Origin of the sequence: Vibrio alginolyticus NBRC 15630 = ATCC 17749 (assembly GCF_000354175.2) — a bacterium.
Taxonomy (GTDB): Bacteria; Pseudomonadota; Gammaproteobacteria; order Enterobacterales; family Vibrionaceae; genus Vibrio; species Vibrio alginolyticus.
On sequence record NC_022359.1, the window covers coordinates 792,674 to 808,002 of the forward strand.

Annotated in this window: 10 protein-coding genes and 2 pseudogenes; 9 read left to right on the plus strand and 3 right to left on the minus strand. The window is 43.8% G+C overall.

Going from position 1 to position 15,329, the window contains the following annotated elements:
- Positions 1–5: 5 nt before the first annotated feature.
- Positions 6–1,610 carry a S8 family peptidase gene (locus N646_RS18945; RefSeq protein WP_017819842.1) on the minus strand — a complete coding sequence of 535 codons (1,605 nt, stop codon included), beginning with the start codon at positions 1,608–1,610 and terminating at the stop codon, positions 6–8.
- Between the two features lie 395 nt (positions 1,611–2,005).
- Between N646_RS18945 and N646_RS25020 the strand changes: the two are divergent.
- The 5 genes and pseudogenes from N646_RS25020 to N646_RS18965 all read left to right on the plus strand — a co-directional run.
- A pseudogene (locus N646_RS25020) lies at positions 2,006–2,275 on the plus strand (transposase); the annotation flags it as partial.
- 253 nt (positions 2,276–2,528) lie between these two features.
- Positions 2,529–3,482, plus strand: a complete 954-nt coding sequence (locus N646_RS18950; protein WP_017819843.1) for a LysR family transcriptional regulator — start codon at positions 2,529–2,531, stop codon at positions 3,480–3,482.
- Positions 3,483–3,633: 151 nt separating this feature from the next.
- Positions 3,634–5,577, plus strand: coding sequence for a TonB-dependent receptor domain-containing protein (locus tag N646_RS18955; RefSeq protein WP_017819844.1), 1,944 nt, complete (start codon positions 3,634–3,636; stop codon positions 5,575–5,577).
- A 32-nt stretch (positions 5,578–5,609) separates the two neighbouring features.
- Entirely contained in the window at positions 5,610–6,488 is an 879-nt protein-coding gene (locus N646_RS18960) for an alpha/beta hydrolase (protein ID WP_017819845.1), read from the plus strand.
- A gap of 740 nt (positions 6,489–7,228) precedes the next feature.
- Complete coding sequence (locus N646_RS18965) at positions 7,229–8,602, plus strand: carbohydrate porin (RefSeq protein ID WP_031777226.1); 1,374 nt, start codon at positions 7,229–7,231, stop codon at positions 8,600–8,602.
- Positions 8,603–8,665: 63 nt separating this feature from the next.
- Here N646_RS18965 and N646_RS18970 read toward each other — a convergent pair whose 3' ends face one another.
- Positions 8,666–9,652 (minus strand): LacI family DNA-binding transcriptional regulator, encoded by a 987-nt coding sequence (locus N646_RS18970; RefSeq protein WP_017819847.1) that lies wholly within the window; start codon positions 9,650–9,652, stop codon positions 8,666–8,668.
- Between the two features lie 235 nt (positions 9,653–9,887).
- Between N646_RS18970 and N646_RS18975 the strand changes: the two genes are divergently transcribed.
- The 3 genes from N646_RS18975 to N646_RS18985 all read left to right on the plus strand — a co-directional run bounded on the left by N646_RS18975 (position 9,888) and on the right by N646_RS18985 (position 13,902).
- Positions 9,888–11,327 (plus strand): sucrose-specific PTS transporter subunit IIBC, encoded by a 1,440-nt coding sequence (locus N646_RS18975; protein WP_017819848.1) that lies wholly within the window; start codon positions 9,888–9,890, stop codon positions 11,325–11,327.
- A gap of 165 nt (positions 11,328–11,492) precedes the next feature.
- Positions 11,493–12,416 (plus strand): aminoimidazole riboside kinase, encoded by a 924-nt coding sequence (locus N646_RS18980; protein ID WP_017819849.1) that lies wholly within the window; start codon positions 11,493–11,495, stop codon positions 12,414–12,416.
- A 31-nt stretch (positions 12,417–12,447) separates the two neighbouring features.
- Complete coding sequence (locus N646_RS18985; protein WP_017819850.1) at positions 12,448–13,902, plus strand: sucrose-6-phosphate hydrolase; 1,455 nt, start codon at positions 12,448–12,450, stop codon at positions 13,900–13,902.
- Between the two features lie 64 nt (positions 13,903–13,966).
- Here the strand turns inward: N646_RS18985 and N646_RS25090 are convergent.
- Positions 13,967–14,086, minus strand: a pseudogene (locus N646_RS25090) (dihydrofolate reductase family protein); the annotation flags it as partial.
- 253 nt (positions 14,087–14,339) lie between these two features.
- Between N646_RS25090 and yghU the strand changes: the two are divergent.
- Complete coding sequence (gene yghU, locus N646_RS18990; RefSeq protein ID WP_005373705.1) at positions 14,340–15,197, plus strand: glutathione-dependent disulfide-bond oxidoreductase; 858 nt, start codon at positions 14,340–14,342, stop codon at positions 15,195–15,197.
- Positions 15,198–15,329: the final 132 nt, after the last annotated feature.

Below are 15,329 nucleotides of genomic sequence, written 5' to 3' on the forward strand. Positions count from 1 at the left end.
AATAACTAGTAGCTCGCTTGAATGCTGACACCGCTATAGTTTGAGTAACCTTGAATCATGACGTGATAACGTCCACTTTGTGTCGCACTGACCGTACATGTTTCATTGTTACCGTATTTGAAAGGTCGGCAGTCCCATGCATTCAGTGCTGGTTTTGCTCCAAAACGGAGATACAAATCCGCATCACCACTTCCACCATACATTTGTACGGTTAAACGCTGCCCAGCTTCTACATCAACATAGTAATACGCTACTTGACCAGTTGAACCACTTAAACCACTTATTGGCACGCCCGAGGTTAATTTGCCTTCTGGGTCCGGTGTTGGGTCTGGGCCACCGCAGTCTTGGCCACAATCTTCATCCGTTAAGCTATAAAGTAGCTTGTTCACGCTGCCTCTTGTGTCCGTCACTTTTCCGCTAGTTGCGCGGCTAACGATCAAGGCCTCTACTTGGCTTGGAGACAGTGAACTGTTTTCTTGAAGATACAATGCTGCTACACCCGCCACATGTGGCGTCGCCATCGAAGTGCCACTAATGGTTTTGTAGCCACCGTCATACCATGCAGATTTGATTTGTGAACCTGGCGCAAATACATCCACACAACTGCCCCAGTTTGAAAAACTCGAACGTGCATCCGTGCTAGTGGTCGATCCGACAGTTACTCCGGAAGCAACGCGTGCTGGAGAATAGTTACACGCATCGGCGTTGGAGTTACCTGCTGCTAGCATAAAGCTGACACCTGACTGAACCGCACTTTGCACCGCACTATCCAGAGCGACGGATTGACCGCCGCCTAAACTCATGTTGGCGACTGAAGGTCCGGAAGCGTTCGCAGCCACCCAGTCCACACCGGCAATAACACCAGAAGTAGAACCCGATCCGGTACAGCTCAATACTCTCACGCCGACAAGGTTGACGTTTTTCGCAACACCATACAAGCTGCCGCCAATGGTGCCAGCTACGTGTGTGCCGTGTCCATTACAGTCACTTGCATCTGCATCGTTATCGACAAAGTCATACCCTGAAACTGAGCGACCACCGAACTCAACATGCGCGTTATTCACACCAGTATCGATGACATAAGCCGTTACCCCAGTCCCATCAAAGTTGGCACTGTAGTTGTTATCGAGTGGCAAGTTTCGTTGGTCGATTCGGTCTAGTCCCCAAATGGCATTGGTTTGATTTGCGTCTGCCGAGACTATTGGGTCAAGCGATAGGATTCTGTCTTGCTCAATGTAGTCCACACGAGGATCAGAACGCAGATCTTTTAGTTGCTCAGGACTCAAGTTAGCGACAAATCCACTTATCGAGTGGTCAAAAACCGACTCCACTTTTACCGAATACAAACCAGACATGCGGTCTACGGATTGTTGCGTGAATTGCTCGAATTCCGTTGAGTTGCTCGCCATCATTTGCGGTTGTTGAAATACCACTATGTAGCGATCTGCAATGGCGATCTCGTCCGGTGCGAGCATTAATGTGGCTGGTAATATGTCCGGAGCTTGTTGTAACTCTGTACTGTCCACAATCTCATTGGATTGCGAAAAAGCGAGAGAAGAATGAAAACAGAGCGCGGAGGTGATACAACAACTTAGTAGTTTCTTTAACATAAAATGTTCCTTGAAATCATAGTCTTGTTGATTTTTACCTAGTACCAAACTGTCAACACGAAAACACAGACAATCAGCGTAGTACGTGCTGAAGTGACGTTACACAAGTCAAACTAGACAATGAGCAATTATATGCATAACTGATAATAATTCGCATACTCAGAAACATGATCAATAACCAAGCTTTATTGAAATTGAAATGCAAAGATTCATTTAGACTTAGAGCAAAATCCCTAAAATAGAATAATTCTACACACCTGGCATATTGCCTGTTATATGACCTCATCTTACCGATAATTTACGCAATAAAAACCTAACTATCCTTTCATTGGTCACAACTCAAATCGGTTGATAGATGTTAATATAGCCACCTGATTTCTGATGTTTTTTAACTCATGGTTACTATCCAAGTTCAATGTCGTTTCTGTAATAAAACCAGAGCCCGTTCGTGAACATGGAAAAGGGCATTCTGGCTTTCCTCGCTCCAGATGTATCGAGTGTCGAAAGAGCTTTAACTTGATTAAGTTTACGAAGCCCGCAAGCCAGATGTAAAAGAAAAAATTGTTGATATGTCAATGAATAGCTCTGGCGTTAGGGAAACAGTACAAGTGTTGAATGTCGCATACAACACGGTATTGAGCACTTTAAAAAATCTCGCGCCAAGGTAAGTAACCTCAATGCCTTTCGATAAAGCAAATATAAGACTAATTTGTAAACTTGAAAGGCTAGCTGTATTGGTTGAGGAATATGAGGAAAACACTTCCCCATTTAAGAACTGAAACACACTTTTGCCCCTTTTCGTGTTAGCACGGAAACTGTCCTGCTACCAGACTTGTGTTTCAATAGTGCCTTGTAGTATCGAAAACACTTACCACAAACTCTAGAGATTTATGTACTATACCACCTACTGGAAGCTTGATGGGTGGTATTGACGTGAACTTATCTCAAATTGATCTGAATTTGCTCTTTGTTTTAAAGCACTTGCTCGAAGAGAAGCATGTATCTAACACCGCTATGGCTTTAAATATGAGCCAGTCTGCGGTAAGTCGAGCACTGCAAAAAATGAGAGTTTTCTTTAATGACGAATTACTGGTGCGCAAGAAATACGGCTATGAACTGACTCCAAAAGCAGAGTCAGTAAGGCAAGACATCAATAATGTGATTACCAGTTTAGAAAAACTTGCCCATAGAGACTCGTTTGATCCGAGCACTGTATCAAGCACCGTTAAGGTTTACGGCCTTCTTCCTCAGATTAATACCTTAATGCCTAAGGTTATCGCTAAGATTCGGCAAGAGGCTCCAAACCTTAAGGTCAGTTTGGACTCAGCACCAAAACGTCATTTTGATGCGTTGGTGGCTGGAGATGTTCATTTCGCACTTTCCTCTCATCAACCGCCAAGCTCTGAGCAAAATATCTATCGAATGGTTGTTGCTAAGCGTACTTTCCGTTTGCTTATGAGCCGCTATCATCCACTGGCCGATTTAGAGCTAACTCCAGAGCGTTTGGCCGAATTTGACTTTGGACAAGTCTCTTTGCAGGGTGAGAAGCGATTGTCGTTTGAGCATAAATACCAAGAGCTAGGGTTAGCGAACAAAAAAAAGCGTTTATCAGCGCCAGTGCAACTGAATAACTTTAGTTCTGCTCCAAGTATCGCTGCGGAGACTGAGATTATATTTCATCTACCGACACCTTTTGCAGAGGCAGCTTGTCAAGACCCTCGCTTGATCGTTCGAGAAGTACCTGCCGAGCTACAGTTGGACTTTCAAGAAGTCTTCCTATATTGGCACAAACGCTTTAACGATGATCCTATGTGTGAATGGGTACGAGAGATCTTTAAACAGCTCTATGTTGGAACCGATACTTTAGCTTAAATGCTTATATCGGGTAATTCGTGGTTAACTATTCGTATATTGGATAGTGATATTCTCTTTTCTCGATAGTGATTAACTTGTCAGTGATTATGATAATCAGGTTTAATTGATAATAATTATTAAATGCAATTACATTTTAAGCCTATTCAATATGAAGCCTCTTTTCACATACTCTCTATTTTCTACATCAGTTGTTTCTGCTTGTATTACTGTACCTATGGTCGTTGTTGCAAATGACCAGTTACCTGAGACTGGTATCAATACAACAGCAATGGAAACCGTAGTGGTTACAGCCTCTGGTTACGAACAGAATGTCACAGAAGCGCCAGCAACAATAAGTGTTCTCACCCGAGAGCAACTTGAAAATCGCTCATATAAAGATTTGACTGATGCTTTAAGTGATATACCTGGGGTAACCGTTACAGGAGGTGGTGATGGCCAAGATATCTCAATTCGAGGTATGCCTGCTCAATATACGGCCATTCTTGTTGATGGCAGGAAGCAGTCTGGTCGAGAAACTCAAACTAATGGTAGTACGTTTACTGAACAAGACTGGCTTCCCCCGTTGAGTGCAATTGAACGTATTGAAGTTGTACGTGGCCCTATGTCAACCCTTTATGGGTCTGATTCTTTGGGGGGTGTGATTAATATTATTACGCGTAAAAATTATCAAGAGTGGCACGGAAGCTTGCGTGCAGAAACGACGCTTCAAGAAAATTCAAAATCTGGAAATAGCTATCAAGGGCAGCTTTACCTTGCTGGCCCTGTCATTGATGGTCTGTTGAGTACTTCTTTGACTGGACTGTATCAGGAAAGAAAAGAAGATGAAATTGAAGGTGGTTATGCAGGTAAGACACTCGACAACTATCGAGCTTCTTTGTACCTCACACCTACCTCGGATGACACTTTTACTCTGGAGTTCACCAATCATAACCAAGAGCGAGAGACCACTCTAGGTAAATCAGTGGAGCGAGAGTCTCAAGTTGCAGTACGAGAATATGAACGCCAATCTATTGGTTTTAGCCACGACGGAAACTACTCTTGGGGTACAAGTTCTTCATTTATCAGTAATGAAACAGTAAAAAATATCGGTGCAGATAAAGAAGTCGAGAATAGTCAAATTAATACGCAATGGGGTCTGCCTCTTAATGCTCACTACTTAACACTGGGCGCATCTTTCGAGCAAAAGGATCTGACTGACAATAAACTGTCATTGACCTCTAAAAACAAGCAATGGGCAGTATTTGCTGAGGACGAGTGGTATCTCACGGATACATTCGCTCTCACCCTTGGTTTACGTTATGACGACAATGAGATCTTTGACGGGCAATTTAGCCCAAGAGCTTACGGGGTCTGGTCTATTGACCCTAGTTGGACGCTAAAAGGTGGTGTGTCTACGGGTTATCGAGCACCTAGTTTGACACAAATGGACGAAGAGTGGGTTCAAGAGAGCTGTAGAGGGCGTTGTTCTATTTACGGTAATCCAGACTTAACAGCAGAAACCTCCATCAATACAGAGATGGGACTGTATTACGTTAATGAGCGAGACCTTTCTGCAAACATTACTTTGTTTTACAGCGACTTCAAAGACAAGATCGAAAGTGAGTTTGTCGATCCGACGTGTACTGATAGCAGAAGTTGCGACCGCACTTACGTCAACATTGATGATGCGAACAGCTATGGTGCAGAAAGTTCCGTATCTAAGGGTATTACAGAGTCAATTACACTAAGTGCAACCTACTCGTATACTCGTAGTGAAAAGAACACTAATGACGATGATGATGGCTTGCCTCTTGTACAAGCACCTGAACATATCTTCTCACTTAATGGTGATTGGGCAGTGCGTGATGATGTTGCTTCATGGGCCCGCATGAACTATCGAGGCAAAGAGAAAAACAACATCACTAGTGATAGCACAAGAACGTTGGCACCTTCTAATACTTACGTGGATCTCGGTGTGAACTGGCGTGTAACTAAGAATGTGAAGTTAATGGCAGCGGTTTATAACTTGTTCGATGAGCAAATCACAGAGGAAGAGTTTGGCTACATTGAAGATGGCCGACGCTACTGGTTAGCTGCTGAAGCGACTTTCTAATCTACTTACTTTTTTAAGCGAATAACAAAACAATGAATACGAAAATTAAGTCTGCGATGACCTCTCTGCTACTTATGCCCTTTGTCTGTTTGGCTGGGGAGTTCAATGTAGAGAAGGATATCTTGTTCAAAACTGTAGGTGAAAGAGAGATTAAACTCGATCTTTATACTCCTTCGGTTGAATCAAATACTCAGTACCCGTTATTAGTCTGGGTACATGGTGGTGCATGGAAACGTGGGAGCAAAGACGCCATCCCAGAAAAGAACCCATTATTACTTCAGTCTGTGTTGAATGAAGGTTATGCGCTAGCTTCAGTTGATTATCGTTTAAGTGGAGAAGCGATCTTTCCTCAACCAGTACAAGACATTAATGATGCACTGAACTATTTGTACGACAATGCTGAAAAGCTCGGTATTAAAGCGGACAATGTTGTGATAATGGGACGCTCTGCTGGCGGGCACCTCGCTGGCTTTATTGGTGCGACTAACTCGGCATACAACCAAGTAGATTTCTATGAGCCACCAAAGTACAAGGTCTCAGCCGTAGTAAGCTTTTTTGGCCCTACCGATTTACTTGAGTTAAGTAATAAAGGTGGCAAGAAAACCAGCAAAAAATCGTCTGTATCTCGTTTCTTAGGAGATATTCCAAACAATATTCCAAAGCTTGCCAAGAAAGCATCAACGACGAGTTATGTGAATGAAAATACTCCACCATATATACAGTTACACGGCACCTTGGATAAGCGAGTGCCTCTATCTCAAAGTGAGATACTTAAGGCTAAGCTTGATGAGCATGGAGTTACCAACCAACTTTTCATTGAAGAAGGTGTAGGACACAGTGCACCTGTCTTTGATACCGAGAAGTACGTTACTCATGTTTTGGACTTCTTAAATAAACACTTTCCGAACTAACGCTCTAGTCAATATAAGGCTTAAAAGTTCAAGGGGAAATACTGAGCCAACTGTGATTACAGTTGGCTTTTTCATGTATCTCTATTGGGCATTTTATCATTCTGATTAATGGGAGCGGCTGGCTCATTTTCAGGCAGTGGTTGAATAAATCTATGACTACTTTAGGGTATGTATTCTAACGTACTTCTGTCCAAAAAAGTGTTTCGTTAGCTTGAATTAGAACAACAAAGCGCTCTTCACAGAAAATGAAGGTCGTTTATCTCGTCTTAACAGCCTTTCAAGTTGTTTGAAATGAGGTATCGAGATCCGCTTCGCTCTTAGTTACGTTCAACCTTAGCTGCTACTTTTCATCAATAAATAGAGATGAGTTACCATCAAGTAGCATAGGGAAGCGAGGGAGTATTCTCTCAAATGAACATTAAACTCCTTCTTTGTAGCCTGTCACCTTCAAACTACTTCCTCTAGCGCTAACAATTAATTCAAATGTGCGCTGGTTAATGATTTTTCTGTAAGTAACACAATTGAACGTGATAGAAGTAACAAAATGGCCTCTTAAAGGTAACGTTCCCGAAAAGTTTATATATTATCGCCCTCATTGATATAAGTAGTAGAGACGCTCTGAGTACGAGCGCTCTGAAATTCAGGCTTTAGATGGACATTTAAAGTCACCATAAGTTTGCGATTTTTCCTTGGGAACGTTTGCAATGTGCCTAAGTATAAATTTACGTGAGACTATGGAAATGAAACTACACACTTTGACGATGGCAGTAGCGCTTGGAATGGTTACTGCACCTGCATTCGCAGCAACAGATGTTGACGCTCTTGAAAAGCGAATTAATGAATTAGAACAGAGACTTGAGCAGACAGAAAAAGCATCCACAGAAGCAAATGAGAAAGCCTCAAGCTTTGAGTTTCATGGCTACGCTCGTTCCGGGCTACTGATTAATGACGATCTGAATGGTGCAGTGGGTACTGGTCCTTACATGACGGCAGCTGGTGCTATTGGCGCTCCAGTTGGGCGATTAGGGGTAGAGGATGATCATTATGTGGAAGCAAACCTTATTCACAAACGTTTTGCAGATGATGGTTCCAGCGCATTGTTCCGAATCATGTTGGCAGATAGTACGGAAACCAATAACGAATGGACGGCGAGCGAGAGTCAATTAAACGTTCGTCAGATATATGCTGAGCTAAACAAGTTGAGTATGTTCTCTGAATCAAGAGCTTTTGCTGACGCGACGTTTTGGGCTGGTAAACGATTTGACCGTGATAACTTTGACATTCACTTCTTTGACTCGGATATTGTTTTCTTATCTGGTACTGGTGCTGGTGTGTATGACGTCCAAATGAGCGATTCGTGGAAAGCAAACTTCTCGATCTATGGTCGTGATTTTGGTGAGATTGATAGCTCATCAACAGATGTTGAAAACTATATCGCGACAATGAACAACCGCTTCGGTAATTGGCAATTGATGCTGAGCGGCATGACGTCTGCTGATAACAATGATCGCGTAGAAGGCGGAGCGGACAAAGGTTTACATGCGATGTTTGCTTACCATGGCGATAACTTCTTTGGCATGAGTGAAGGCTTCTCTAAAACCGGTATTTTGATGGGTGATGGACTGGGTGCGGAACTTAAAGGCATCGGTTCAAACGGAGATTTGTTAGAAGACGCAAAAGCCGTACGCTTGTTCAGCTATGGTGTAACACGCATCGGCGACAACTGGCGTGTAGCACCTGCGTTGCTAGCAGAACACAGCCAAGATCGCTTTGCTAAAAATGATGAATTTACGTGGGCATCGTTCAACATCCGCTTAGCGCAAGAGTTTACGCAGAACTTTGAGATGGTTTATGAAGGCTCATACCAATACATGGACCTAGACAATGCGATTGATAAAGCAAGTGGCAGTTTTTACAAAGCGACAATTGCACCAACGCTTAAGATGTCTACCGCTGCAGGTTTCTTTGACCGTCCGGAGCTACGTTTTGCAGTTAGCTACGTTGATTGGAGCGAAGACTTGAATGGCTACTCGATTAGCCAGGATGCGGGTGCTGCAACGATGGGTGATGGTGGTGAAGTTCTGTTTGCACTGCAAATGGAAACTTGGTTCTAAAGGGATCTAACCGACAAAGAGTAATAAGAAAAGCGCCAACTGATTTCAGTTGGCGCTTTTTCATTAACAGGACTGACGCTCAATTGTTTTGAATGTTAGTACCATCTTACTCATTTCAAAACTTCTGTTGGCAATTCTATCTAGTAGCAGTTTCGCACCATTTTCACCCGCTTTATCAAATGCATAGTTAAATGTTGATAAGGTTGGGGTGCACACTGATGCGAGCTCATCATCACCAACTCCTAGAACTAAAACGTCTTTACCCGGTGTTAACCCGAGCTCTTGAATCGCTCTCATCGCACCGATAGCAATACGGTCTGTCGCACAGAACAAGCCATCTAGCTTAGGGTTCTTTGTTAAGTGTTGTTTTGCCAATGAATAGCCAGAATCGATGGTAAAGTCACCACGAGCATGGAAGGCGATCTCAAAACCATGATGCTGTAGCGCTTGAACAAATCCTTCAGAGCGTTGCTTATCTACCGCGATATCGTCACCTTGCACACCAATAAAACCCATGGTTTGGCAACCTTTTGCAACCAGTCTATTTCCCGCTTCAAACCCTACTCGTGCGTCATCATGAATGATGCTTGGAATATTAAACATGGAACCATCTTGACCGACGAGCACAACTGGAACGGCTGAGTTTTGAATTGCTTTTACCAGTTTGGAATCGAGGTGGGTGGCGTAAAGAATGATCCCTTCAACCCGTTTTTGGTTAAAGATCTGAATGTACTCCAGTTCTTTTTCGTGGGCTTGGTGAGTGCTAGCAAGTAAGACATGTTTCCCGGCTTTTTCAAGGACATCGGTTAATCCATCGACACCTTGGGATGTGGCATGAGAGGAAACCCGAGGAACAATGACACCAACCAGATTGGTCTTTTGAGATTTTAGATCTTTAGCGACTTGGTTCGGCACATAGCCACACTCCGCTACTGCTTGGCGGACCTTCTGTTTTGTCGCTTCTTTTACGCCATACTCATCGTTTATAACCCGTGACACTGTTGATTTTGATACGCCAGCCAGACGGGCGACATCATGCAGACTCGCCATTGTTCCTATCCATTCTGTTTTTCGTTTTTGGGATTGTTTGCAAAGAGAAGATGAAAAGCTCTTTGATAAGTAGCGATTCTAACCTCCTATACTGCTCTTAGGGAGAGAATTTGACGATCATTCTCACATTCTCTCTGCTTTATCTTTGATCATTTGGTTTTATTGAGCAAAAATCTGTTTTGCAAACGTTCCCGAAAATTTCGCAAGCTCAGATAATAATCCAATGGGGTATGAAATGAATTATCCGGCAGTAGCAAAAGAGTTGTTAACTCTATTAGGTGGTAAAAGCAACATCACCGCACTTGCGCATTGTGCGACACGCTTACGCCTTGCCGTTGCAGATGAGCAAAAAATAGATGAACAAGCGATTGATAACCTTGAAGGGGTAAAAGGGCAGTTCAAAGTTGCGGGTCAGTACCAAATCATTTTTGGATCAGGCATCGTAAACCAAGTTTATGCAGAAATGGCGAAGTTGACGGGTATGAGTGAAATGTCCACCAACGACGTTGCGTCTGCTGGCGCAGAGAAACAAAACATTGTTCAGCGCGCGGTGAAAGGGCTGTCTGATATTTTCGTCCCAATCATTCCCGCAATCGTCGCTGGTGGTTTGTTGATGGGTATCTATAACCTATTGACTGCTCAAGGCTTGTTCATTGATGGCAAATCTTTGATTGATGCCAACCCAGGACTGACAGACTTGGCGAACATGATCAACACGTTTGCGAACGCGCCGTTTGTTTACCTGCCTATTCTGCTGGCATTTTCAGCCAGTAAGAAGTTTGGCGGTAACCCATATTTAGGGGCGGCGCTAGGTATGTTGATGGTTCACCCTGACTTGCTGAATGGTTGGGGATTCGGCGGCGCATCTGTGTCTGGCAACATTCCGGTTTGGAATATTCTTGGCTTTGAAATCCAAAAAGTGGGTTACCAAGGTTCGGTGTTACCGGTTTTGGTATCGGCATTCATTCTTGCGAAGGTTGAGCTAGGCTTACGTAAAGTCATACCTTCTGTTTTAGACAACCTTTTAACGCCATTACTGGCGATTTTCATAGCGGGTTTGCTGACGTTTACTGTCGTCGGTCCGTTCACGCGTGATATCGGTTTCCTATTGGGTGATGGTCTGAACTGGCTATACAACACTGCTGGCTTTGTTGGTGGTGCGGTATTTGGTCTTATTTATGCTCCGTTTGTTATTACTGGTATGCATCACAGCTTCATTGCGATTGAAACTCAACTTCTTGCGGATATTGCGACGACGGGCGGCACCTTTATCTTTCCTATTGCGGCGATGTCTAACGTTTCTCAAGGAGCGGCAGCGTTGGCGGTGGGCGTGATGAGCAAAGATAAGAAGATGAAAGGTATTGCGATTCCATCGGGTGTTACGGGTTTGCTGGGTATTACAGAGCCAGCCATGTTTGGTGTTAATCTAAAACTACGTTACCCATTTATTGCGGCAGTTTGCGCTGCGGCGTTATCAAGTGCGTTCATCACAATGTTTAATGTGAAAGCTCAGGCATTGGGCGCAGCTGGTCTTCCAGGCATCATTTCCATTACGCCAGAGAAGATTGGGTACTACATCGCGGGTATGGTGATCGCGTTCTTGACCGCATTTGTTCTCACCATTGTTCTTGGTATGCGTGACCGCGCTAAAGTCGGTAGAAAAGCAGCGGCTTAATCTGAACTCCTTAAGGGTGGAGTCCCCCAAAATCCACTTCTTTTCCTAAATGTTTGGGGTGCTAGCCAAGCACTAATGGCTTGGCTAGCCTTTTTCAATTTTTACTTGGTAGTGAAGGTGTTCAACACGTTGGACTATCAGGGCTTTAATTTCAAGGTAAGCAAGATGAATCAAGTGTGGGTAACTGGTGATGCTGTTGTCGATCTAATACCGGAATCTGAGACTTCTTTACTCAAATGTCCCGGTGGTGCACCAGCGAATGTCGCCGTAGCAATTGCTCGTCTATCTGGTAAGAGTGCGTTTTTTGGACGTGTAGGTGATGACCCATTTGGTCGCTTCATGCAATCAACGCTCGATCAAGAGGGCGTGAGCACGGAGTTTCTCGTTAAAGATCCTGAGCAAAGAACATCAACAGTGGTGGTGGATTTAGACGAGCAAGGTGAGCGCAGCTTTACGTTTATGGTAAAACCGAGCGCTGATCAGTTTATGTCTGTTGAAGACATCCCAAACTTTAAGCAAGGTGACTGGCTACACGTTTGCTCAATTTCACTGGCAAATGAGCCAAGTAGAAGCAGCACATTTGAGGCGATCAAAAGAGCAAAAGCCGCTGGTGGTTTCATTAGCTTTGACCCTAACTTGCGTGATGAAGTGTGGCAAGATCAATCAGAAATCCAAGCTGTCGTGATGAAGGCTGTAGCGATGGCCGATGTGGTTAAGTTCTCTGAAGAAGAGCTTTTGTTCTTGACTGACTCAACGTCGATGGCGCAAGGTTTACAACAAATAGCCTCTTTGAATATTGCTTTGGTCTTGGTGACACAAGGTGCGAAAGGTGTTTGGCGCGTCTTTGAAAGTCAGAGTGAACTGATCACAGGTCAAGTCGTTAGTCCGATTGACACCACAGGTGCGGGTGATGCTTTTGTCGGAGGGCTACTGGCATGCCTGTCTCGGCATGACGATTGGAAAAATCATCCTGTTGTTAGCTCTGCGATTCAATGGGCAAATGGCTGTGGTGCATTAGCGACGACGCAAAAAGGCGCAATGACCGCGCTTCCGACCCAGACAGAGTTGCTGCAATTTATTGGGCAATGATCTTCAGATCCAATTTCAGTTGAGAAAAATTATGAGCTTAAACAACCGTTGGACTGTAGAGCAAAGATATCGTCGACTTGAGCAAATCCCTCAGTGTGATATCGAAGAAATGACACTTTCACGTCAGCAAGATAAAGGCTTTCCTAGTTTTCATATCGCCCCTAGATTTGGGCTGTTAAATGACCCAAATGGGTTGTGCTATTTCAATGGTGAGCACCACATCTTTTACCAGTGGACGCCTGTGGGACCAGTCCATGGAATGAAGTATTGGTACCACCTTTCTACTAAAGACTTCATCCATTTTAAAGATCATGGCGTGGGTCTTCATCCTGACCAAGACTACGATTCACATGGTGTCTATTCGGGCGGTGCTTTGGTGGAAAACAACAAGGCTTTGCTGTTTTTTACTGGTAATAAGCGTGACCAAAACTGGAATCGAATTCCAACACAGTGCTTTGCCACCATGGATTCAGATGGCAACATTGAAAAGCATGGTGTGGTCATTGAGAACGAACATTACACGGAGCACTTTCGTGATCCAAAAGTTTGGAAGAAAGGCGACGACTATTTGATGGTGGTGGGTGCTCAAACCAAAACCGAGCATGGTTCAATGGCGCTCTATCAAAGCAAAGATTTGAAAACGTGGCAGCATAAAGGTCCTATCAAGACCAAGTTTTCTGACCTTGGGTACATGTTGGAGTGTCCTGATTTCTTTGAGATTAATGGTCAATCGGTGATGCTGTTTTCTCCACAGGGCGTGAGCAGTAATAATCCTTATGATTTCAAAAACATCTATTCTGTTGCGTATATCGTGGGTGATCAGTTGAACCTAGAGTCGATGATTTTAGAAAACCACCAAGATATTTTGCAGCCAGATTATGGGTTTGATTTCTACGCCCCACAAACCTATTTAGATGAGAATGGGCGTCGCATTCTTATTGCATGGATAGGGTTGCCAGAAATCGACACACCATCGGTCACACACCAGTGGGCAGGAATGTTGTCTCTTCCTAGAGAACTAACGTTGAAAGATGGTTTTCTTGTTCAAGCTCCGCTCCCTGAGCTGAAGAGTTTAAGAAAAGAAGAGGTGGTCTTTGCACAATCCCATACACTGGAAAGCACAAGTTGTTTGATCCAATTAGACCTTGAGGGCGATGGCTTTGAACTTGAGCTGAGTAACCTCAAAGGTGACAACATCGTCTTTAGTGCGACAGAGCACGAGTTTATGCTGGACCGTCGTCACATGTCTCATTTGTACGCAGAAGAATTTGGTGGTATTCGAAAAGCACCAAGATTGGACGCTAAGCAGACGATTGAGATGTATATCGACAATTCTGTCATCGAGATTTTCATTAATGGCGGCAAACACACGATGACCAGTCGTTTCTTTATTGATGACCTCAATACGGTAACGTTGAGAGGGTTGGAGCAAGCAAGGCTTTTCCCTTTGAAAGGTATTTCTGGTTTGTTTGAATCAGCTAAGTAACGGTTTCGAATACATTAAAACGCCCTTCATTGATTTAGTGAAGGGCGTTTTTCTTTCTAACTATCTAACTTAACTGCCTATCACGCACGTAAGTTGTTTGAACTAAGGTATCCAGAACAACTTCATTCTTGGTGACTTTGAAGTTTAGCGGTTGTTCTAAATCCCCAAATAGTGGCGCGCCGCCGAGTGTCGCTTACTCATCGCTGGCATCTCGAACCTAGTTCACATTATCGCGACGTTTTTACTTATAGCGTGAAAGAAAATCCCATAACCAAAGGTTCTAACTAAAAGAGATTGCAGGACTTTTATTTAGCGAATTCGACCTAATATCTTGAGTATGCCTAATCGCAGTTGGCGAAGAGGTGATGTTAATAATGCTTGCTGGCGCGTAAGACCCGTCAGTTTGAAGATGCATTCAAACACAATAAGGGAAAACAATGGCTAACGAATACATTCCACCAAAAGTTTGGACAAACGATAATGAAAACGGCGGTCAGTGGGCGAGCATCAACCGTCCGGATTCTGGCGCACGTCATGAGCAAGAGCTTCCAGTTGGTGAGCACCCATTCCAACTTTACTCAATGGGTACCCCAAATGGTCAGAAAGTGACGATCATGTTTGAAGAGCTTTTGGCGGCTGGCGTAACGGCAGCAGAATACGATGCATACCTGATTAAGATTGGCGATGGCGACCAGTTTGGCTCTGGCTTTGTGGCTGTTAACCCAAACTCTAAAATTCCGGCATTGGTTGACCGTTCGGGTTCTGAGCCAGTGAACGTGTTTGAATCTGGCAACATCTTGTTTTATCTAGCAGAGAAGTTTGATCATTTCTTACCAAAAGAAGGCGCTAAGCGTGCTGAGGTAATGAACTGGTTATTCTGGCTGCAAGGTTCTGCGCCATATCTAGGCGGTGGTTTTGGTCACTTCTACGCGTACGCACCAGAGAAGTTCGAGTACCCAATCAACCGCTTTACAATGGAAGCAAAACGTCAGTTAGATGTATTAGACAAGCGTCTTGCGAACAATGAATTCCTAGGTGGCGATGAGTACAGCATCGCTGATATCGCAACATGGCCATGGTACGGCAACCTTGTGTTGGGTCGTGCTTACGATGCGGCTGAATTCTTAGACGTAGAAAGCTACAAAAACGTTGTGCGTTGGGCAAAAGTAATTGATGAGCGTGAAGCGGTAAAACGTGGTCGAATTGTGAACCGTTCATGGGGTGAAGAATGGGAGCAGTTACCTGAGCGCCACAGCGCAGAAGATATTGATAAAGTATTGAAACTTAAACCATAAGCAATCTTGGCCTAGCTACGTCAAATGAGTTTAGTTTTATCTATGCTTATACAGTGACCTTAATCAAATCTATAGCGCACCATATACGGTGCGCTATTTTTATTCTCATTTAGTCTCGAAATGCTAATTTAT